A 20,110-nucleotide genomic window follows, 5' to 3' on the forward strand; every position below is an offset into this window, starting at 1 on the left:
TGGCACACTATTGAGTTCTCAGACATCATCGCCACACAACGAACAGGCACCATTTGAATAGTGACAGCTCATTATGAGCAAAAAATTTGTTTTTGTCAGGGCCTGTTTTCCTATCGCCGCTTCAGCCAGTCACTGGGTGACTGTGGGGCACTGTCGGTCGCGCTGACTCACATAAAGTTACACACCACTTTGAAACTTTACAAATCCGCAGGTAAACACAACTTTTTAGGTCTTTATACCTAGCCATTTTTTAAGGCCTGAGGCGTATGGATTCACCCGTCGCACGTTGGCGGGCAGCAGCACCGCCCACAGCACGTACGTAACGGCCGCCGCGAGCATCATTGGCACCCCGTCGAGCATCTCCTTCATTCGCAACACGAAGATGGCTGCCGTTGCAGCGGCAATCAGCACCGGCATGTAGACGGTCTTCCACGAACACAATTCAAGCGAGACAACGAGAGCGGGCACCAGGAAGCCGAATGCTGCAATGAGCCAAATAGGTTTACCCACAATCAGCCAGCTAAGCCCAACGCCAAGGAGGCTCGCCGCCGGACTGACCAAGCTTGCGATGATGACATGTCGCGCCCAAGTACTTTGGCTGCCGCCAAGCGTGACGAAGTTGGCCAAAGAATCTAGGTGTTGCACAACAGTTGCCATCGCCAAGATGCCCATTGTCATCAGCATGTTTCCGATATTCGGTCCGTTCTCAGGCCATGTGCTGCTGATGAAGGCGTTCGCCACCGCTGCGATACCCAGGACCACCCAGCCGATGACCCAACCGCGAACCAACGGGCGGTAGACCAACTGACCTTCAAGGCTTGCTGGGAAGTGTCCAAAGCTATCATTGCCTGGAGTATCCGCTAGAAGGTCTTCGACCGTCATGGTTTTGGCTTTGGCCTTCCAACAGGTCAGCTTCCACGCGAGAATTAGCGCCGTTATGACGAGGGCGAACCACCATCGCAAATAGATGCTGATGACACCAGCAATTAGGGCTGGCATTACCGCTACGATTCGCCCATAGCGAGTTGTAACCGCGGTGCTAAGGCCCAGCGCCTGTGCTTTGGCCTTGTCTGGTTCAGTCGCAAAAGTCTCCGCCCAAAGTGCGACGAGGGCGAATACAGTAATCAGCGGGTCTTCAATTCCGCGAAGCAGGAAAATTCCGGACAGCAGGAATATCGTGACCAACGAGCTGCTCCAATTGAGCGTGCCGAAGAAGAGTTTCATTGTGCACCTCCTAGCGCCAGCACCGCCTCTTCCAGGGTGACTTCCTGCGCGCGTAGCCCGAATTCTGCCGCCTGATCGAAGACGCACTCGGCGAAGTTGGGGCGGGCGTCGATAAGCACACGCTCTGCGTGGACCGAGGAATGGCGGGCCAATACCGGCAACTGTAGGCGCCCCAGCGCCCTATCTACTTGTTCCGCAGGGCCCGTCACCGCCACGATGCAGTCGACGAGGCTTTCAATGGGGCCAGACAAGGGGGCTTCGCCAAGCAAAAGCACCGTGTCGAGGTAGCCCTCAATCTCATCGAGATGATGGGTGGACACCACAATCGTGCGTTTGCCCTGTTCCTTCCGGAGGACCTCAAGAAAGCGCTGACGCTTATCGACGTCGAGTCCCAGGTAGGGCTCATCCAGCAGCATCAACTCGCAGCCGGAAGCTACGGCGAAGATAAAGCCCATCGCGGACTTCTGGCCGCGGGACAAGCCGGAGTAGTTCTTCTTCGGGAGCGCAAATTGCGCGGCAAGTTCTTCAGCCCGCTCCTGGTTCCAGGTCTTCCACCGCGCCTTGCCAATGCGGAAGAGCTTGTCCACGTTCCAGCCATCGAAAAGCGGGTTATCGATGCCCATCAGGATGATGCGATCCATGATCTTCTGGTTGTCAAAGGGGCGCTCCCCAAAGACTTTCAACCCCTCCGACTTGAGCTGGCCTGCGATCATGCGCAGCAGCGTCGTCTTGCCCACTCCATTGGGGCCCACCAGGCCGTGGGTCAGGTTATCTTCGAGCGCGAAAGACAGCGCCGGAGCATTTTGCATAGCTAGGTTTTCGGCTTTAATCATTTCGACCACTCCGGGATACGTTGGGTATTTGCGTACAGCGGGTAAAAGTAATGAACGGGCAAAACAAGGACGATGCAGACTACGCATACGATCGCGCCGGTAGGCTGCGACATTTCCACGCCCCGAATAAACCCGAGAAGGCTCATTCCTCCTATCACTCCAACGAGGCCCAACCACAAACTCGCATTGCACAACACAAAGAACAGGACATAAAGTCCTACATTCACGAAGAGATCCGCGGGCGCAAGCAGCCCACTTAGTGCAAGCACGCACACCAAACCGAGCAAGCCCGTGCCTAGGTTGTGGCGGCGCCAGGAGCGGCGCGTGCGCCCGAATGCCTGCCACATGTAAAGGTCGTCGCCAAAGAGCCAGCTGCTACCAAGGGCGCCAAAGAGGACGGGAATTGCCCAAATAAATGGATCCCGCACTGAAGGGAATACGCCGGGAAGCAACTTCTGCCAAGCGAAGAGCAGGCCGCCAACGATGACGGCAGTGGATAGTATGATTTTCCACCGCGAGCCCTTCGAATCTTTAACGGCGGTGCGCTTGCGCTCACGATCTTTATCACGGATTTGCTTGTATAAATACCAAACGACGAAAAGTGCGACTAGCCCGGTGATTCCCAGCGCTTGCGGCAGTGGGATAACACCAATATTGAACACGGCAATGACTCCGACCACGAGCACCGCGAGGGGAATATTCAAACGAAGGAAATCCGCGCGCCGGTAGCCAAAGGCCTTGAATGCCGGAAAAGGGACCAAGAGTGCAACGGCCAAATTGAGACCCAAGCACGAGTACATAACCTGCGAAACTAGGGGGAAGTCTGTCCAGAACCGCGCCGAGGGAAAAACTACAATCAGTACCACCGCGGCGAGACAGTGCCACCAATAGTCGGTGATGTGGTGCCAAAACAGGCTAAACATGGGTTTAAACATCGAGCCCTCCCATCGCGAGCTTCACTGCATCTTCCAAGTTGACCGGCTTGCCTTGGGCGACGCCGCGCTCCACGATGACGCGGGTATTGCCACCCACGGTCTCCTTAGCGAGCGCCGCCTCTTTCAGCTCTGCGGGTAGGGACCCGGTAACGGCGACTTCAACGAGGGCGTCGTCAAGCAGGGCGGCATCAAAAGTGCGGACAACGCCGTCGCGCAGCACTAGGTAGCTGTCGACCACTTGCGAAGTCGCGTGCAGATCGTGGGTCGCCAACACCACCGTGCGCGGATGCGCCTCCAGCTCAGCGAGGAGCTCACGATAGAAGGCCTCATGGTTATAGGCATCGAGACCCAGGTAAGGCTCATCCAGCAGAGTTAACGGTGCACGCGCCGCGAGAGCAATGACAATGGCCAGCATGGAACGCTGGCCGCGGGAAGCCGAGCCGTGGCGCGTGCTCAGATCGAGGTTGAAGACCTCGATGAGATGCTCCGCCACCTCCTGCTGCCAGTGGGGGTAGCGCTGGGCTGCAACCTTCACAATCGCGCCAAACTTCCAGGAACGCGGGTAGGCGGTGTCCACGCCAGCGAAGACCACCTGATCCATCACCTCGGCGTTATCGAAAGGCGCTTGTCCGAAGACCTCAATTTTTCCCTTGTAACGCGCCTGCCCGGCCAGCAGCGAAAGCAGCGTGGACTTGCCTGTGCCGTTGCGGCCAACGAGCCCGTAGATGCGGCCTTCCGCCAGCTGAATATTGACGCCGTCCAGGACGGTCTTGCGGGAGAAAGACTTGGAAACACCCTGCGCGGTTACAACGGTGTTTGCAGTGATTGCAGCATTTGCGGTGTTCGCGGTGTTCGCGGTGTGTGCGGTCATGAGTAGAGTCCTCTGCTTTCTGCGACACGGTGGACAAGTTCTTGTAATTGCTCGCGCGTATACCCAAGGCGGACGGCCTCATCGACGAGGGGGGCGACGTATTCGGCGGCGAAGTCATTGCGGCGCCGCTGGCGGATTTTCTCGGTAGCGCCCGGCGCCACGAACATGCCGATGCCGCGGCGTTTTTCTAGAATTCCGAGTTCGGTCAACAAAGTGATCCCCTTTCGCGCCGTGGCGGGGTTGATGTTGTGGAAGGCGGCTAGCTCATTCGTCGAAGGCGCCTGCGCTCCTTCTTCCAGGCCACCTTCCACGATGGAGTCCTCAATTAGCGCGGCGATCTGTCTGAATAACGGCTGCGTTGAGTTATCCATGTACGCCTGCACCTCCTCGCTTGCTCAACTGGTTAGTTACTCAACTAACTAACTAAACAAGTACCTCGGATTTTAGGTTTACGCAAGAGCAAAACTTTTCTAGACCGTCTGACCTGCCAATTCCCCCCAAGGCATCGACGTTTAGTGACTAATGGGGCACACTGGATCCCAAAGCAAATTTATTTAGAACTATTAGGAACGGAACTTAGGAGCCATGCTTGAACGAACACTTGTCTTCGTTGACACGTCTTACCTGCTTGCGAGCTTTTATAACTCATGGGAAACCGGAGCTCGCGCGCAACTAGAAATTGACCTCCCAGAGGTCGTAAATAATCTCGGTTCCATGGTGGAGAACCAGCTCGGAAACCGCATTCACCGCCAGTACTGGTACGACGGAATCCCAGACACTGGCCCACACCGCTACCAGCGCGCACTGCGCACCTGTGATGGCGTGCAGCTTCGCACCGGCCAGCTCATCGAGTGGGGCGAGCGCCGCACCCAAAAGGCAGTCGATACCCGCCTCGTTGCCGACATGATTCTCGCTGCAATGAAGCAGCAAGTCACCGACTTTGTTTTGGTTTCCGGTGACGCCGACATGATCCCGGGCGTACAAGAAGCCGTAAACGCGGGCGTGCGCGTGCACCTCTACGGCTTTGGCTGGGACTCCATGTCCTCCGCCCTGCGCCACGCTTGTGACACCACGACCATCCTCGATCCGCGCGAAGATTTCGCCGATGCAATGGAGCTGCAGGTCCTGGAAGGCCCACTGCCACCCACCATCCGCGAGCCTCACAACAGCGACGAAGAACTGCCGCAGGTGCCTCAAGTAGAGGACGAATGCGAGCCTTCCGAGGCAGAAGCAGCGTTTACCTCAGCGCCGAAGCCCAGCCCCTCCCCTGCCGACCTCGCGCCACAGACGGCCACCACAGCGGGCTCGGGTGAAACTGCCGAAACCAAGCCTGCGGCCGAGAACACGCAGGCACCGCAGCCCCCAGCTACGGATTCCACCGACGAAACGCAAAGCGCAGCCGAGACTCCGAAGCCAGCTGCACCGAAGCCGTCCATGATGGCTCCGCGCCGCAAGCTGCGCTCCAAGTACGTGCCACTACCCGAGGAGGTCTGGACCTCTGCAGGCTTCCAGTCGCCATTCGACGTCGGCCAGCAATACGCCTCCTGGTGGTTCGAGAATGCCGCCAACGCCGAGCAACGCGACCAAGCACACCTACTCTCGGGCGGCGGCCTGCCGCCGGAGATCGACCGCCCGCTGCTGCAGTTTGCCTGTGAAACTCTGCACGAGTACACGCTGAGCGAATCCCAACGCGTCAATCTGCGCGATGGCTTCCACTCCGGCATTCGTGGCGTCCTCATCGCCATCCGCCGCGAGGAAAGCTAACCTCCTCGCCTAAAAGGAGGCGGCCACCCCTTCAGCTCCCTCAGCGTTGAGGAAAGAAGGAGGTGGCCGCCTCTTTTCTATTTCTGCCTTAAAAGCCTTAGTGGCTACTTCTGCTCACCGGAGCCTAGCTCTTTCTGCTTAGCCATCTCGGCGCGGATCCCCTCCAGACGGGAGGTTGCCTTCATGTCATTGCCGGCCGCGGTGATTTCCTGAATACGGCTGCCGCCGGAAGCCTGGTGCAGCTCCTGCGCACCCAGTGCATCGGTATAGCGCTTTTCAATCTTTGCGCGCACAGAATCTAGTGTAGGCACGGAGTCATCCGCCTGCAGTTCGTCCATGGACTGCACGACCTTGGCGTTTTGCTCCTGCATCGCAGCCTGATCAGCCTGCGCCATGAGCTCGTCGACCTGTGCCAGCTGCTCCTTCAGGCGCGCCTCGGACTGCTGCTGCTGAGCCTTAGCCTGCTCTGCAGCCTGAGCGGCAGCGGCGTGTTGAGTCTTTACGTTCTCCAGCTCATGTTCCACAGCAACCAGCTGAGAGGCTACAACCTCGGCAGCCTGGTTGTACTCGGAAGCAGACTGCGGGTCATCCGCCTTATCTGCTAGCTCGAGGGCGCGGCGCGTCTGGTTTTGGTAATCCTCCTGCTGCTTGAGCAGGCGGTTGATCTGCAGCTCGAGCTGGTTCTTGTGACCGATGATTTCCGCCGCATGCTCGGAGATCTTGCGGTGTTGTTCCTTGGCACCGTCCACAGCCTGCTGAATTTGCACCTTAGGGTCGGCGTTCTCATCGATCTTCTGATCGAAAGAGGCCATTACGTACTTCCAGCCTTTGCTGAATGGATTCGCCATTGAACTAACTCCTTGCGTGTGGAAATAAGGGAAGGTCCCAATAAAAAGGACGCTTTCTAGCGAGTTTAGCCGGACTAGCTAGAAAGCGTCCGAGAAAAGAGCTTGAGGGTGGGGGATAAAGCGCTATGCGCCGAACCCGCTGCCTTCCTAGCTCTCGCTTTGCGCGTTCTGCTCTTCAACCTGACGGCGAACGTCCTCCATGTCGAGCTCCTTAACCTGCTTGATCACATCCTCGAGGGCTGCTGGTGGCAATGCACCCGCCTCGCGGAAGACCAGGATGCCGTCGCGGAAGATCATCAGGGTAGGAATGGACTGAATCTGCAGCGCTGCGGAAAGGCCTTGGTTTGCCTCGGTGTCGAGCTTGGCGAAGGTCGCGTCTGGGTGCTCCTCGGAAGCCTTCTCAAATACCGGCGCGAAGCGCTTGCACGGGCCGCACCAATCAGCCCAAGCGTCTACGAGAGTAATGCCCTCACCGGACACGGTCTGCTCAAAGGTCTCTTCAGTTACGTCGATAGTTGCCATATAAATCTCTCCTGCTTTTCGGGGTCTTTCCTATCAACGGTACATGACTGAGTGTTATTCCTTAGCGCACTATTGCAATATACCCCCTGGGGGTATACGGTCGGGTTGTACCCAAAGAAAGGAAAAACAATGAGCGTAAAGAACTACACCGTAGAGGGCATGACCTGCGGACACTGCGAAATGTCGGTACGTGAAGAGGTCGGCGAAATCGCCGGCGTCAGCTCCGTTAGCGCAGACCACACCACCGGCGCCGTCACCGTCGAGGGCGAGGGCTTCACCGACGAGCAGGTTGTCGCCGCCGTTGCAGAGGCAGGCTACAAGGTCAAGGCCTAATTCACTCTTCCCCTTCCTGATTCACTCTTCCCTCTTAAAACCATGACTAATCTCGCCCACCTAGATCTTGGCGTTTCCGGCATGACGTGCACCTCGTGCTCGTCGCGCGTGCAGCGCAAGCTCAACAAGGTCGACGGAGTAACGGCCAACGTCAACTTCGCCACCGAGACCGCCGCCATTGACTACGACCCGGCCACTGCAAACCCCGAATCCCTCATTGAGGTAGTTCGCGGCGCCGGCTACAACGCTTTCACTATGGGCGATGATTCTTCCGATGCGGAAGACCCCGAGGATGGCTCAGATCCCACCGCGGCCGCGCGCGCCCAGGAGTCCCGTGATCTACTGCGCCGCACCCTCATCTCAGCCGCGCTTTCCACACCGGTAATGCTGGTTTCCATGCTGCCCAGCCTGCAGTTCGACAACTGGCAATGGGCGGCCGCAATTCTGGCGACCATCGTCTATATCTTCGGCGGCGCACCTTTCCACAAGGCGACGTGGGCAAACCTTCGTCACGGCTCCTTCACCATGGACACGCTGATTTCCATAGGAACCACCGCGGCCTATTTTTGGTCGCTGTATGCCATGTTCTTCGGCACCGCTGGCCAGCCTGGGATGAAGATGCACATGGAGCTGATGTCCAACCACGCACAGATGGATCACATCTATCTGGAATCGGTGGGCATGGTCATCACATTCTTGCTGTTGGGCCGTTGGTTTGAGGTCAAAGCCAAGGGCCAATCCTCGGAGGCGCTGCGCACGCTTCTGGGGATGGGCGCCAAGGACGCTACGCTGCTTGTCGACGGCGCGGAAAAACGCGTGCCCATCACACAGCTCCAGGTAGGAGACGTATTCGTCGTTCGTCCTGGCGAGAAGATAGCCACCGACGGCGTCGTGGAAGCCGGCGCCTCCGCCGTAGACGAGTCCATGCTGACAGGCGAGTCAATGCCCGTGGAAGTCAAGGCGGGTGACCACGTTACCGGCGCCACGTTAAACTCCGCCGGCCGCTTAGAAGTCCGCGCCACCAAGGTCGGCGCGGATACCACGCTCGCACAAATGGCCAAGCTGGTCACCGACGCCCAGGCTTCCAAGGCCCCAGTCCAGCGCCTGGTGGACAAGATTGCACAGGTCTTCGTGCCCGTGGTCATCATCATTGCCGCCCTAACGCTGCTCGCGCACTTGATCTTTGGGGACGGCGTCGCACCAGCCTTCATCGCTGCGGTCGCTGTACTCATCATCGCCTGCCCCTGTGCAATGGGCCTTGCAACTCCGACTGCCATTTTGGTGGGCACTGGCCGTGGCGCGCAGCTGGGGCTTCTCATCAAAGGCCCTGAGGTCCTCGAGTCCACCAAGAAGGTAGACACCATCGTCATGGACAAAACCGGCACCATCACCGAGGGCAAAATGACCGTCGCACGTGTGCATCTCGCACAGCAAATGGGAGGCTCTACAGCAGAAAGCAGGCTTCTCCTGCTCGCAGCGGCGGTGGAAGCAGGTTCTGAACATCCGATTGCCAAGGCCATCGTTTCAGCAGCCCAAGATCTGCCGCAGGCAGGCCGCATTGAGCCCGCAAGCGACTTCCATTCCGTGGCAGGCCAAGGCGTCGAGGGCACAGTAGACGGACACCGCGTGCGCGTCGGACGCATAGAGGGTGAGCAAGCAGCACGCGGCGAGCTCGCCGCCACCTTCCAGGCCGCGGAGGCCGAGGGTGCAACCCCGGTCGCCGTCTACGTGGACGATACGCTCGCTGGAATCATCGATGTTCGCGATACGGTGAAGCCGACGTCTGCCGCGGCCGTCGCCAAGCTCCGCGAACTCGGCCTTACCCCACATCTTCTAACCGGTGACAACGAAGGAGCAGCGCGCGCCGTCGCCAAGGCCGTGGGCATCGCCAACGCGGACGTAACCGCAGGGGTGCTGCCGTCCGGCAAGGTGGCGGTAATTAGGCACCTGCAGGAGGAGGGAAAGACCGTTGCCATGGTGGGTGACGGCGTCAACGACGCAGCAGCCCTTGCCCAGGCAGACCTCGGCCTAGCCATGGGGGCTGGCACCGACGTGGCGATTGAAGCATCCGATATCACCTTGATGAACAGCGATCTGCGCTCCGCAGCCGACGCCATCCGGCTCTCGCGCCGCACCCTACGAATCATCAAGGGGAACCTGTTTTGGGCTTTCGCCTACAACGTACTGCTCATCCCAGTGGCTGCATTGGGCCTACTCAACCCGCTTTTCGCCGGCATCGCTATGGCCTTTAGCTCGGTGTTCGTTGTCAGCAACTCACTGCGTCTGCGCAACTTCCAATCTTCCTAGCATTTTCCCAGCACACAGAGCTGGACCAAGCTATAGTGCCCTTGTATGCGGACAATCAACCAAGGCCATATTTCACGCGCGGAGCGTCTCGACCGCCTGCCTGTTACTAAGAAGCACAAGAAGCTGTTAGCCGGCTCAGGGATCGGCTGGGCACTCGATGCCATGGATGTCGGACTCATCTCTTTCGTCATGGCAGCTTTGGCAACCCACTGGGGCATTAGCCCTACCGAATCCTCTTGGCTGGCTTCAATCGGCTTCGTGGGCATGGCACTCGGCGCGACCTTTGGAGGATTGCTCGCCGATAAGATTGGGCGCCGCCAAGTATTCGCGCTAACCCTGCTGGTCTACGGTTTGGCCACCGGCGCATCAGCCCTCTCGACCGGATTGACGATGCTCCTTATCCTGCGCTTTATCGTCGGCCTCGGTTTAGGCGCAGAACTGCCGGTGGCATCAACGCTCATTTCCGAGTTCTCCCCGCTTAAAGTGCGTGGACGCATGGTGGTCATACTTGAGGCTTTCTGGGCAGTGGGCTGGGTGCTCGCAGCGCTCATTGGCACCTTTGTAGTCGGGGCGTCGCCTAGCGGCTGGCGCTGGGCCTTGGCGCTGGGAATGGCACCTGCCATCTACGCCCTGTTCGTGCGCCTCCGTCTGCCCGAATCGGTGCGTTTCTTGGAATCCAAAGGCCGGCACGCGGAGGCAGAAGAGGCGGTGGCCTCCTTCGAAGCAGCGGCCAGATCCGAGGGCAAACCTCAATCTTCTGCCGTTACCCCACCGACCTACGGGGAGGAAGACATCACCTCGACTAGCATTTGGTCGGCATCACTGCGCCGGCGGACCGCCGCGTTCTGGAGCATCTGGTTTTGTGTGAACTTGAGCTACTACGGCGCGTTCATCTGGATTCCTTCACTCCTCGTAGCCGATGGGTTCAGCCTGGTTAAATCCTTCAGCTTCACGTTAATCATCACGCTTGCCCAGCTGCCCGGCTACGCCGCTGCAGCCTGGCTTATTGAATCCTGGGGCCGACGCCCAACGCTCGCCGCGTTCCTAATCGGTTCCGCCTGTGCAGCAGGAATGTATGGTTTTGCATCCACCACGACCTTGATTCTCGTGGCAGGTTGCCTGTTGTCCTTCTTCAACTTGGGAGCCTGGGGTGCGCTTTACGCCATCGGCCCAGAGCTCTATCCCACCCACCTCCGCGGCGCGGGAACGGGTGCCGCCGCGGGCTTCGGCCGGCTTGCTTCCATTCTCGCTCCATTGATGGTGCCAGTGGTAGTCTCGCACGGCGGTAAGCCCTGGCTTTTTGCCATCTTCGCCGCCGCATTCGCCGTGGCAACAATTGCCGCATTCTTACTTCCGGAACAACGGGGAAAGGCCCTGGTATAGAGATGAAAGCACGCTTGCGCGCTGCCGTTGCTCTGGGTGGATATTGCACGGTCATTTTGTCACTGACCACCCTGAAAGCCTTCTTCCAGATCGGCTATCTCTGGAATCCGGACAATCAACGCGCCAGGGAGCTGCGTCTGATGCCGCTGGATGATCTGTTCTCCGGCAGCTGGTTCAAGCCCGCGTTTGAATACGGCGGTAACTTCGCATTCTTCGTCCCACTTGGAATACTGCTCTACGTGCAGGTGGGCTCGAAACTCAAGGCAACGATCTGGGGTCTTGTCTTCTCTGCCCTAGTCGAGACCATCCAATACGTCTTTTCGCTAGGGCGCACCGACATCGATGATCTCTTCTTCAACACCCTGGGTGCATTCTTCGGCGCCTGGTTCGCGCAACAGCTCGGAAAAAGATTGCACGCCTTCTGGCAATGGTTGGCCATCGCCACGACCGCAGTATTTATCGTGCTCGTAGTACTCGGCCCGCGCCTAGGTGATCCTGCAAAGGTCAAGGATTTGTCTCTGTATGGATCTGCTGAAGAATCGCTTTCCGCGCAGCTTTCCACTGCGGCCCTTCCGGCTTAGACCACGAATAATGCTCCGCGTCATCGAGGAGCACCGTCTCAATGCTGAGTCCATGCGCACGTGCTCGAGCCATGAAGTATTTGACCTCGTCGGCGTTGACGGTCTTGTCATTTTTACCGTGGAGCACCACGATGCGGGCTTTGTCGTTGACATTGTCCGCAGGTGAAGCTTCGAAATAACGCTGCGGCACTTGGCGCGGCGTACCACCTAGAAGCGTGCGCACAAACTTATCGTGCTGTCTAAAGGCCAGGTGCATGTCATAAACACCGGCAATACCCACGCATTTATCTACGCGGAACTTTGGTGCGGCACCAGGTGCCTTTGCCGGCAGCGCCGGACGCGAACAAGCCCACGTCGAAAGGTTGCCGCCCGCTGAATAACCAGCAACAACGACATTGCTGATGTCGAGGGGGATGCGTGATTCATGCGCGAGCTGCGGAATGAAGTCAATAGCCGCCGCAACGTCGTTGTACGTCATTGGCCACCCACCAGGCGCATCCTTCGCGTTCAAAGTCACGCCACGGTATTCCACGTTCCACACTGCAACTCCGTGTTGGGCTAGGTCGTTGACCACGGGTGCCGCAGAGCGCGCAGTAGACTTTTCTTGCCATCCACCACCATGGAAGAAAACCACTAAAGGGATCTTTTTCGCAGGTGAAAGCTTCTTGGGCGTCACCAAGTATCCATGTTGTCGCGGGTGTTGATGGCCATAAACAAACTTCTGGGCATTTACCTGCGGAGAGGGTTTAGTGGGCATCACGGGCGCCGACGTGGGCTGCCCCGTGCCTCCTTCAGGCGCTGGGGTGCCGGAACAACCAACGCCACTGAGGCTCAATGCCATAACGGCCGCGGCAAAGGCGCCGGAAATCGCTAAGCCGCGGATATGCGACACCGGTTGCCTATTCTGAGGGTGCGGCAGGCTATTAGCCATGTGCCATGTTGACGAACTTGGAGTAGTGCAGCTGGTGCGCAACCTGGATTGTATCGATAGGACCACCACGGTGCTTAGCCAGAATGATGTCAGCCTCGCCGGCTCGTGGGTCATCCCGGTCCTGGGAGTCTGGGCGGTAAAGCAGCATAACCATATCGGCGTCCTGCTCCAGCGAGCCCGACTCACGAAGGTCAGCAAGCTGCGGCTTCTTGTCAGTGCGGGACTCCGGGCCACGGTTCAGCTGGGAAATAGCAATCAGCGGCACCTCGAGCTCCTTGGCCAAAAGCTTAAGCTGTCGGGAGAATTCCGAGACCTCTTGCTGACGGGATTCAACCTTCTTGCCGGAAGACATCAGCTGCATATAGTCAAGCACGATGAGGTCCAAACCATGTTGTTGCTTGAGGCGGCGGGCCTTGGAGCGAATCTCCATCATGGTGAGGTTCGGAGAATCATCGATGAACAGTGACGCGTCTTGGATGCGGTTGAGCGTCTGGTCGATCTTGGCCCAGTCTTCAGTGGAAACGCGGCCACCGCGCATATCGGTTAGCTTTACCTCCGCCTCAGCCGAGAGCAAACGCATCACGATCTCAGAGGCAGACATCTCGAGGGAGAAGATTACGGAAGTCTTGCCATGCTGCAACGAAGCCGAACGCATGAAGTCCATGGCCAGCGTCGACTTACCAACACCAGGACGCGCCGCGACAATGATCATCTGCCCTGCACGCAGACCATTGGTGAGCTTGTCCAAGTCAATGAAGCCAGTTGGTACGCCGGCCTCCAAGCCACCGTTTTGCTGCAGCATCGCGAGCTCGTCAATGGTTGGATCGATAAGCTTTCCAAGAACTTGATAATCCTCGGTTGTCTTCTTCTGCGCCACCGCAAACACTTCTTGCTGGGCACGATCCAAGACAGACTCGATTTCTGCATCTTCGGCGCCTTCAAAACCCAGCTGAACAACTCGCGTACCTGCGTCAACAAGCTTGCGCAGAACTGCCTTTTCCGCAACGATTTCCGCATAGTAGCGAGCATTCGCTGCAGTAGGCACGGTGGCCAAAAGGGTGTGCAAATAGGGCGCACCACCCACGCGCTCCAGATTGTTATAGCGGTCTAGACGGGAGGCCACGATGACCGCGTCAATGTCAGTGCCGGCGGCATAAAGATCGACCATAGCCTGGTAAATCAACGCATGCGCTGGGTAATAAAAGTCATCTGGTTCGAGCTCCTCAATGACTTCCATAACCGTATTCGGGCTAAGGAGCATAGCGCCCAAGACGCCTTGCTCCGCTTCCCTATCTGAAGGCGGCTGGCGGAACTCGCCATAGCGCTTAACGTCATCCCTGCGCTTGCCGCGGTAGGGGCGATCTTCTACCTCCGGCACATCGGGCGCCTCTGGCGGTACGTAGTCAGAGTCATCAAAGCTTGCATTAGTCATAGACAATCCATCCCACCATATTTTTGCGGCCGCTAGGCGGCATATCTCCCCTCGGCTACTCTTTCGAGCTCTAAGTCTAATGCAGGGGATAGACATACAATTTTCGCCCCTCCACGCGCTTCGCTTGGGTATAAAACGAAAGTTTTCCACAGGCACTTGTGCAATTCCCAGGTGAGTGCGTACTTTTGTCCCAGAACTGCTGTTAGGACCTGTGGATAACTCCTTCAAGCCACTGACCTGCGATTACTATAAGCGCAGGTCAGGTGGTGTTTTTGCCAATGTGAAAATGTACACAAAACCAGTGGACAACCGCATTTACCTGCGTATTAACGCTTTTACCCGCGGATTAACGAGCGGTAAAAGCAGCTTCCACTTGACAAAAGTTATCCACAGATTTGGAAAGTTATCCACAGTTGTCCACAGGCGGGTGAAATCGTGCCTAAAACGCGCAAAAGGCCCCTGGGGCTTGCCACCTCACATGGCAGGCCCCAAGGACCAACTGCGTTGCTGTTGTCATTGTGGTTTCCATGCTTCGGGCATGGAAACCGTCGTGCGCCTTAAATCAGTTTTAGGCAGCGACGACCGAGAAGTTCACCTTGCCGAGAACATCAGCGTGCAGCTTCAGCTCGACCTGGTAGTTGCCGGTCTTCTTGACCAGGCCCTTTGGCAGAACGACGATGCGCTTGTCCAGCTTCGGGCCGCCAGCGGCCTCAATAGCGGAAACGATGTCGTCTGCAGAAACGGAGCCGAAAAGCTTGCCGTTTTCAGAAGTCTTCATTACAACCTGAACGCCGGAGAGCTGCTCGAGCTGGTTGCGGACCTCGCGTGCGTGATCCAGGTCGCGGATTGCGCGAGCTTCCTGGGCGCGCTTGATGCCCTCGATCTGCTTCTCAGCACCGCGGGTGGCAACGATAGCCAGGCCGCGAGGAAGCAGGTAGTTACGTCCGTAGCCGTTCTTGACCTCAACAATTTCGCCTGGGGCGCCGAGGTTCTCAACGGCAGCGGTGAGGATCAGCTTCATGATCCCTGCCTTTCAATTGAGTTAGTTAATAATTGCGTTTGACAGTGTTTAGAACGGGGGTTCAGCGTCTGCACCGCCGAAGCTGCCGGCTTGTGGTGCAGAATTCCACGGATCATTAGAAGGAGCTGACTGCTGCGGAGCGCTCTGGTTTCCACCAAAGCCACCCTGGTTGCCGCCGCCAAAGTTGTTGCCGCCCTGGTTCTGCTGCTGGCCGCCGTAGTTGCCACCACCATTGCCGCCATTGGCGGACTTGCGGGTGACCTGAGCGGAAGCGTAGCGCAGGGATGGGCCAACTTCGTCGACCTCAACCTCAAAGACAGTGCGGTTTTCGCCCTCGCGGTTCTGGTAAGAACGCTGGCGGAGGCGGCCATTAACAATGACTCGCATGCCCTTGGTCAAAGTCTCTGCAACGTTTTCTGCGGCTTGGCGCCACACGTTGCAAGTCAGGAACATGGCTTCGCCATCCTCCCACTGATTCGTCTGCGAATTGAAGCGACGAGGGGTGGAAGCAACGCGGAAGTTTGCTACAGCCGCACCCGCTGGGGTGAAGCGAAGCTCCGGGTCAGCAACTACGTTGCCAACAACGGTGATTGGGGTATCTCCCTGTGCCATGGTCTGTTCTCCTTATCGGTTACGTGGATTCTTAAAACTCTGAAACCAGTATCCGCTATTTGCTGTCGGTGCGCAGAACCTTGGTACGCAGGATGGTGTCGTTCAGGTTCAGGCGGCGGTCAAGCTCGAGCACCGATGCGGACTCGCACTCAAGGGTAACGACGGCGTAGATGCCCTCTTCCTTCTTGTTGATGGCGTAAGCAAGACGACGCTTGCCCCATACATCAACGTTTTCAACCTTGCCGCCGTCCTTGCGGACAACTTCCAGGAACTTGTCTAGGGACGGGGATACGGTGCGCTCATCCTGGTTAGGATCCAGAATAATCATGACTTCGTAGTGACGCACGGACCTCATCACCTCCTATGGTCTAGTAATTGTTTTCGGCCATATCACCTTTGCGGATATGGCAGGAGGGTACGTTGCGTCAAGCAACCCCACCACAATAGCGCATTGACCGGCCAAAAAGAAATCCTCAACGGGATATTTCCGCTGAGGACTTACAGTCTGTAACCAAGCACACGAACGCCCGTGCGCGCGGCTCGCACCTAGCTCCGCATGGTGGTGGCGAAGAAGATCGCACTGCCGGCTGGAATCACCGTCAGAAACAAAAGCGCCAGCAGGCCAAGCAAGATGGGCCAACGGCGGTCATCGCTGCGCTGATAGAGATAGTAAGCAGCCATGACGCAGAAGAACCCGAGGACGATCGAAACGATTCCCACGATTGTGATACCCATTTAGGCAAACTCCCCTACTAGCGGATCGCGGCCTGCGTGTGCCGCGCGGACTTTATCGACGCTCTTGCCCAGCATCTGGCGCACGACGAGCACACCAATGACGATGATGAAGCCGTCGCGGGCGATGACCATGATATCGAGCAGCTCATGCCCGATGCCCTTGTTCTCCTCCCCCAGCATGTGCCACATGAGAACCGGCCACACCAGGGCGTCGACAAGCATCCAGCTCATCAGCAAACGCCAACGCGGCAGGGCCAACAGAACCGGGACCACCAACCATAGCGAATACTGCGGGGACCAAACCTTGTTCACCAACAAGAAGGCCATCAAAATGAGGTAGATTAGCTCGGCCACGCGCGGCGTACGTGCCACCCGCAGTCCGAAGACTCCAATGACCGCGCATGCGATGAGGAAGGCGGGCAGGGTGAAGGCGTTGAGGAATTCCGGGCTGAACTCAATTCCCGTCACGCGGTTAAGCACAGCATAGATGGTGGTCCACTCCGCGCCACGTTCCTCGTTCAAGCGGAAGAACTCGTGCCAAGCCTCCGGGTACTTTACTGCCACAGGGACGTTGACCACGAGCCAGGAGATCACCGTGCCGCCGAGCATTGCGCCTAACGGCGCCCACTTCTTGTTTCGCACTGCCAGCACTAAGAACGCGCCCAGCATGAATAGTGGCCACAGCTTGAACGCAGTACCGCAACCAATCAGGATTCCGGCGAGCCAATTCTTGCCACGGGTTACGGCGAGAAGTGCGCCCACCATGAAAGCGATGGAGGGGATGTCCCAGTTGGTAAATCCATGGATGACTACCAGTGGGCTGGCCGCCATCAGTACGGTGTCCCACGCCCGGTTTCCGGTCAGGCGGAAGACCATGTAGACGGTAACGACCCAGATGCACGACATCACCAGTGCGGTGAGCCCGAAGTACCAACCGGATTCGGCGATGCCAAACCAGTGGCCCACCGGGTAGGTAGTGCGCGAGAGCCAACCCATGATTCCCTGAAACATCCCGGCCAAGACTGGGTATTCCATGTAGCGGGTGAGGTCACCCTCCTGCCACGAAAAGGCATAAGGGAAGCCACCCTGGTCGAGGCCGCGGCCACCGTAGAGCGGGATGATGTCGTTGTAGCAGAACGAGGTGTACTGACGGTTGCCATCCCAGTTCAGCGAAATGAGCCCTTCTGCAGAAGTGCGGCTGCCCGCGCAAGTGGCCTTGCTGAGAAAGCCGAATACCAGAAACATCCAAGCCACCGCGATGAGGGCGCGCAGGGGGCTAAACCATTGCTTCTTGCCCGAATATGCGAAACGACCCTTCGGCCCTCCGAAGAACTCGACGACATCGTGCGCAAAAGGCTCCGACGAAAGCGGAACGAGTCCAGTATTTTCCGCCGCTGCCTTATCCGTGGCGGCGGGTGATGCGGGGGCAACAGGTGAAGCGGGGCGAGCTTGCGCCACCGACTTCACCTTACGAAGGGCCCTATCAGTCACGCTGATCTCCTATTGATTAAGCAGATCGGCCAAATCGCCTTGGCCGCTAATGATGTCCTCAATCGACGGGACATCTTGCGCCGGCTGATTAGGCGGTGCCGGACGGCCCTGCTGACCCTGTCCCGGCTGACCCGGCTGGCCTTGCTGCTGTTCCGGCGAAGGCGCCGGCTGCTGGGCCTGTTCCTCTGGTGCCGGAGTAGGTGCCTGAGCGTCCTGTTCCGGAGCGGTGTTGCTGTCGCCGCCAGCGGTACCGGAGTTATAGGAAGAGTCGTAGGAGCCGGTGTAACCCGAACCCCAGCTACCGCTACCGTAACGGACGGGGTAAGCCTGCGGGAAGGACTTGTACTCAGCGTTAGCCAGCGAGGTATCCAGAATCTGCTTCCAAATCTGAGTCGGGGAGTTCGAGCCGTACATGATTCCGCCATAGGAGTTGAAGATGGCAGAGGTGTTGTCAGCGGTACCAACCCACACGGCGGTTGCTAGCTGCGGGGTGGAGCCAACCATCCAAGCGTCCTTGTTGTTGCCGGTATCGCCCAGCTGCGTGGTACCGGTCTTGGAAGCGGACTCACGGCCGCCGGCCAGAGCACCGTTGGACCAACCTGCGACCGGGAGCATTGCCTTCAAGACATTGTTGGCAACGTTCGCGGAAACACGGCGCTCGCCACCCTTGTCATCGAACTCGTAGAGAACCTCGCCGCCGGTGGTCTCCACCTTCTGAACGAAGTGAGGCTGGTGCCAAACGCCACCGTTGGTCAAAGTGGCCATAGCGCTAGCCATATCCAGCGGACGGGACTGGTACTGGCCCAGCACAACACCCTCGAACGGAGTCCCGCCCTTCTCGCTCAGGGTCTTATCGATGCCCGGCAGCGACTTTGCAATACCCAGAGCATGCGCCATGTCTGCGGTGTCCTGCGTACGGTTTTCCAGATCGTCCTGCAGGCGGAGGAAGGAGGTATTGTAGGATTTCTTCAACGCCTCAGCGATGGAGCAGCTGCCGCAGCCACCATCGACGTTGGTAACCACCTGGGAACCAGGCAGCTGATAAGGAGCCGAGGAGTAATAGGTATCCAAGCCAATGCCCTGCTGCAGTGCTGCCGCAAGAGTGAAGATCTTGAAGGTGGAGCCGGTCTGCAGACCCGCATTTGCGTAGTCCCAACCAGTTGCCTCGTTGCCGCCGAAGTAGCCGCGGATACCGCCGGTTGCCGGGTCAATGGTGACGGCAGCAGCACGTGCGTCTTCCTGCAGGGAAGCCAGCTGACCATCCACCGCATCGGTGGAGGCGTTCTGCACGTTCATATCGATGGTGGTGGTGATCTTCAGACCACCGGTTGCCACCTGATCCTCAGTGATACCGACGCGCTCGAGTTCGGCGATGACCTGATTCTTGATGTGGCCAAAAGCGCCCGGCGCCTCGGTGTATGCGGAGTACTCGGAAGGATCACGAGTCTGCGGGAACTGCATTCCCTTACGCTCGGTGGCGTTGAGATCGCCCATCTCTACCAAACCATCGAGAACATAGTTCCAACGCGCCTTGGAGCTTTCCTCATCAACGCGCGGATCAAGAACGGAAGGAGACTGGATAAGGCCGGCCAACATGGCGCCCTCTTCCACGGTGAGATCCTTTGCGTCCTTGTTGAAGTAGGCGTTCGAAGCAGCCTGGATGCCATAAGCATTACGTCCGAAGTAGACCGTATTCAGGTAGGCCTGCAGGATGTCTTCCTTAGACCATTCGTTGGTCATCTTGATGGAGTAGATGAGCTCACGAATCTTACGGACATAGGAGTACTCGTCACCCACCAGAGTGTTTTTCACATACTGCTGGGTAATGGTGGAGCCACCACCCGCGGTGGAGTCACCGGTGAGCTTTCCCAAGACTGCGCGGCCTAAGCCGGTAAAGGAAAAGCCCGAGTTGGTCCAGAACTCGCGGTCCTCGGCCGAAAGCACGGAATCTTCTACGTAATCAGGGACTTCTTCCAGCTTGACCTGCGTGCGGTTGCCTTCCGGCGGCACCAACTTAGCCAGCTGGGTGTTTCCGTCACCAGCAACAATGGTCGAAACCTGGTTGGCCTGAAGGTCCTTTGGATCCGGGACCGTGTATTGGGAGTAGGCGTAGCCGAAGAGAGCTGCGGGCACAACCACGAGCACCAAGGCAACGATCAAAACAATCCAGGGCCAGCGACGTCGTTTGCGCTGGTTCGTAGATTTTTTACTATGACGCCCAGCTCTCTGTTGGGCGGATTCCTTTTCGGTCACTGCTTCGTGTCCTCGTCAATCATGGGCAGATTTT

20 protein-coding genes are annotated in these 20,110 nt (G+C 58.0%); 5 read left to right on the top strand and 15 right to left on the bottom strand.

The window, feature by feature from the left end; translation table 11 throughout:
- Nucleotides 1-225: 225 nt before the first annotated feature.
- The 5 genes from HMPREF2888_RS09675 to HMPREF2888_RS09695 are packed head-to-tail and all read right to left on the bottom strand — an operon-like array spanning nt 226 to nt 4,234.
- Nucleotides 226-1,224, bottom strand: coding sequence for a hypothetical protein (locus HMPREF2888_RS09675; RefSeq protein ID WP_061925181.1), 999 nt, complete (start codon nt 1,222-1,224; stop codon nt 226-228).
- Nucleotides 1,221-2,057 carry an AAA family ATPase gene (locus tag HMPREF2888_RS09680; protein WP_201040776.1) on the bottom strand — a complete coding sequence of 279 codons (837 nt, stop codon included), beginning with the start codon at nt 2,055-2,057 and terminating at the stop codon, nt 1,221-1,223. The genes HMPREF2888_RS09675 and HMPREF2888_RS09680 overlap by 4 nt, the downstream gene beginning before the upstream one ends.
- Nucleotides 2,054-2,992 (bottom strand): hypothetical protein, encoded by a 939-nt coding sequence (locus HMPREF2888_RS09685; RefSeq protein WP_070518706.1) that lies wholly within the window; start codon nt 2,990-2,992, stop codon nt 2,054-2,056. Before HMPREF2888_RS09685 ends, HMPREF2888_RS09680 begins: the two co-directional genes overlap by 4 nt.
- Nucleotides 2,985-3,863, bottom strand: coding sequence for an ATP-binding cassette domain-containing protein (locus HMPREF2888_RS09690; RefSeq protein ID WP_070518707.1), 879 nt, complete (start codon nt 3,861-3,863; stop codon nt 2,985-2,987). The genes HMPREF2888_RS09685 and HMPREF2888_RS09690 overlap by 8 nt, the downstream gene beginning before the upstream one ends.
- On the bottom strand, nt 3,860-4,234 hold the full coding sequence (locus tag HMPREF2888_RS09695; protein WP_061925189.1) for a GntR family transcriptional regulator: 375 nt from the start codon (nt 4,232-4,234) through the stop codon (nt 3,860-3,862). The genes HMPREF2888_RS09690 and HMPREF2888_RS09695 overlap by 4 nt, the downstream gene beginning before the upstream one ends.
- Nucleotides 4,235-4,448: 214 nt before the next feature.
- On the opposite strand from HMPREF2888_RS09695, the gene HMPREF2888_RS09700 reads away from it, so the two are divergent.
- Entirely contained in the window at nt 4,449-5,627 is a 1,179-nt protein-coding gene (locus HMPREF2888_RS09700; protein WP_061925192.1) for an NYN domain-containing protein, read from the top strand.
- 104 nt (nt 5,628-5,731) lie between these two features.
- Here HMPREF2888_RS09700 and HMPREF2888_RS09705 read toward each other — a convergent pair whose 3' ends face one another.
- Both HMPREF2888_RS09705 and trxA read right to left on the bottom strand, forming a co-directional pair.
- Complete coding sequence (locus tag HMPREF2888_RS09705) at nt 5,732-6,475, bottom strand: PspA/IM30 family protein (protein ID WP_061925196.1); 744 nt, start codon at nt 6,473-6,475, stop codon at nt 5,732-5,734.
- A gap of 147 nt (nt 6,476-6,622) precedes the next feature.
- Nucleotides 6,623-6,997, bottom strand: coding sequence for a thioredoxin (trxA, locus tag HMPREF2888_RS09710; RefSeq protein WP_061925198.1), 375 nt, complete (start codon nt 6,995-6,997; stop codon nt 6,623-6,625).
- 129 nt (nt 6,998-7,126) lie between these two features.
- Between trxA and HMPREF2888_RS09715 the strand changes: the two genes are divergently transcribed.
- The 4 genes from HMPREF2888_RS09715 to HMPREF2888_RS09730 are packed head-to-tail and all read left to right on the top strand — an operon-like array spanning nt 7,127 to nt 11,601.
- Nucleotides 7,127-7,330 (top strand): heavy-metal-associated domain-containing protein, encoded by a 204-nt coding sequence (locus tag HMPREF2888_RS09715; protein WP_061925201.1) that lies wholly within the window; start codon nt 7,127-7,129, stop codon nt 7,328-7,330.
- Between the two features lie 42 nt (nt 7,331-7,372).
- Nucleotides 7,373-9,637, top strand: coding sequence for a heavy metal translocating P-type ATPase (locus HMPREF2888_RS09720; RefSeq protein WP_061925204.1), 2,265 nt, complete (start codon nt 7,373-7,375; stop codon nt 9,635-9,637).
- A gap of 45 nt (nt 9,638-9,682) precedes the next feature.
- Nucleotides 9,683-11,020: an MFS transporter gene (locus tag HMPREF2888_RS09725; protein WP_061925206.1), complete on the top strand. Its 1,338-nt coding sequence runs from the start codon at nt 9,683-9,685 to the stop codon at nt 11,018-11,020.
- Between the two features lie 2 nt (nt 11,021-11,022).
- Nucleotides 11,023-11,601: a VanZ family protein gene (locus HMPREF2888_RS09730; RefSeq protein ID WP_061925209.1), complete on the top strand. Its 579-nt coding sequence runs from the start codon at nt 11,023-11,025 to the stop codon at nt 11,599-11,601.
- Here the strand turns inward: HMPREF2888_RS09730 and HMPREF2888_RS12900 are convergent.
- The 8 genes from HMPREF2888_RS12900 to HMPREF2888_RS09765 all read right to left on the bottom strand — a co-directional run bounded on the left by HMPREF2888_RS12900 (nt 11,525) and on the right by HMPREF2888_RS09765 (nt 20,076).
- On the bottom strand, nt 11,525-12,532 hold the full coding sequence (locus tag HMPREF2888_RS12900) for an alpha/beta hydrolase fold domain-containing protein (protein WP_082778667.1): 1,008 nt from the start codon (nt 12,530-12,532) through the stop codon (nt 11,525-11,527). The genes HMPREF2888_RS09730 and HMPREF2888_RS12900 overlap by 77 nt on opposite strands.
- Complete coding sequence (dnaB, locus tag HMPREF2888_RS09735; RefSeq protein WP_061925212.1) at nt 12,525-13,964, bottom strand: replicative DNA helicase; 1,440 nt, start codon at nt 13,962-13,964, stop codon at nt 12,525-12,527. The genes HMPREF2888_RS12900 and dnaB overlap by 8 nt, the downstream gene beginning before the upstream one ends.
- Before the next feature lie 568 nt (nt 13,965-14,532).
- Nucleotides 14,533-14,985 (bottom strand): 50S ribosomal protein L9, encoded by a 453-nt coding sequence (gene rplI / locus HMPREF2888_RS09740; RefSeq protein ID WP_061925214.1) that lies wholly within the window; start codon nt 14,983-14,985, stop codon nt 14,533-14,535.
- A 48-nt stretch (nt 14,986-15,033) separates the two neighbouring features.
- A complete protein-coding gene (locus HMPREF2888_RS09745) occupies nt 15,034-15,597 on the bottom strand; it encodes a single-stranded DNA-binding protein (protein ID WP_061925217.1) in 564 nt (187 codons plus the stop codon).
- Between the two features lie 55 nt (nt 15,598-15,652).
- The gene (gene rpsF, locus HMPREF2888_RS09750; RefSeq protein ID WP_179294269.1) at nt 15,653-15,943 is read right to left on the bottom strand and encodes a 30S ribosomal protein S6; all 291 of its coding nucleotides are present in this window, start codon (nt 15,941-15,943) and stop codon (nt 15,653-15,655) included.
- 200 nt (nt 15,944-16,143) lie between these two features.
- Nucleotides 16,144-16,332: a hypothetical protein gene (locus tag HMPREF2888_RS09755; RefSeq protein ID WP_061925223.1), complete on the bottom strand. Its 189-nt coding sequence runs from the start codon at nt 16,330-16,332 to the stop codon at nt 16,144-16,146.
- Nucleotides 16,333-17,823: a glycosyltransferase family 87 protein gene (locus tag HMPREF2888_RS09760; RefSeq protein ID WP_061925226.1), complete on the bottom strand. Its 1,491-nt coding sequence runs from the start codon at nt 17,821-17,823 to the stop codon at nt 16,333-16,335.
- 9 nt (nt 17,824-17,832) lie between these two features.
- A complete protein-coding gene (locus tag HMPREF2888_RS09765) occupies nt 17,833-20,076 on the bottom strand; it encodes a transglycosylase domain-containing protein (protein WP_061925229.1) in 2,244 nt (747 codons plus the stop codon).
- Nucleotides 20,077-20,110 lie beyond the last annotated feature (34 nt).

It is taken from the genome of Corynebacterium sp. HMSC077D03, assembly GCF_001808545.1.
GTDB lineage: Bacteria > Actinomycetota > Actinomycetes > Mycobacteriales > Mycobacteriaceae > Corynebacterium > Corynebacterium simulans.

Coding starts and splice junctions, on each gene's coding strand:
- HMPREF2888_RS09675 (WP_061925181.1), bottom strand. CDS start 1,224: ATGAAACTCTTCTTCGGCACGCTCAATTGGAGCAGCTCGTTGGTCACG.
- HMPREF2888_RS09745 (WP_061925217.1), bottom strand. CDS start 15,597: ATGGCACAGGGAGATACCCCAATCACCGTTGTTGGCAACGTAGTTGCT.
- HMPREF2888_RS09690 (WP_070518707.1), bottom strand. CDS start 3,863: ATGACCGCACACACCGCGAACACCGCGAACACCGCAAATGCTGCAATC.
- rplI (WP_061925214.1), bottom strand. CDS start 14,985: ATGAAGCTGATCCTCACCGCTGCCGTTGAGAACCTCGGCGCCCCAGGC.
- HMPREF2888_RS09725 (WP_061925206.1), top strand. CDS start 9,683: ATGCGGACAATCAACCAAGGCCATATTTCACGCGCGGAGCGTCTCGAC.
- HMPREF2888_RS12900 (WP_082778667.1), bottom strand. CDS start 12,532: ATGGCTAATAGCCTGCCGCACCCTCAGAATAGGCAACCGGTGTCGCAT.
- HMPREF2888_RS09755 (WP_061925223.1), bottom strand. CDS start 16,332: ATGGGTATCACAATCGTGGGAATCGTTTCGATCGTCCTCGGGTTCTTC.
- trxA (WP_061925198.1), bottom strand. CDS start 6,997: ATGGCAACTATCGACGTAACTGAAGAGACCTTTGAGCAGACCGTGTCC.
- HMPREF2888_RS09705 (WP_061925196.1), bottom strand. CDS start 6,475: ATGGCGAATCCATTCAGCAAAGGCTGGAAGTACGTAATGGCCTCTTTC.
- HMPREF2888_RS09685 (WP_070518706.1), bottom strand. CDS start 2,992: ATGTTTAAACCCATGTTTAGCCTGTTTTGGCACCACATCACCGACTAT.
- HMPREF2888_RS09715 (WP_061925201.1), top strand. CDS start 7,127: ATGAGCGTAAAGAACTACACCGTAGAGGGCATGACCTGCGGACACTGC.
- HMPREF2888_RS09700 (WP_061925192.1), top strand. CDS start 4,449: ATGCTTGAACGAACACTTGTCTTCGTTGACACGTCTTACCTGCTTGCG.
- HMPREF2888_RS09730 (WP_061925209.1), top strand. CDS start 11,023: ATGAAAGCACGCTTGCGCGCTGCCGTTGCTCTGGGTGGATATTGCACG.
- dnaB (WP_061925212.1), bottom strand. CDS start 13,964: ATGACTAATGCAAGCTTTGATGACTCTGACTACGTACCGCCAGAGGCG.
- HMPREF2888_RS09680 (WP_201040776.1), bottom strand. CDS start 2,057: ATGATTAAAGCCGAAAACCTAGCTATGCAAAATGCTCCGGCGCTGTCT.
- HMPREF2888_RS09695 (WP_061925189.1), bottom strand. CDS start 4,234: ATGGATAACTCAACGCAGCCGTTATTCAGACAGATCGCCGCGCTAATT.
- HMPREF2888_RS09720 (WP_061925204.1), top strand. CDS start 7,373: ATGACTAATCTCGCCCACCTAGATCTTGGCGTTTCCGGCATGACGTGC.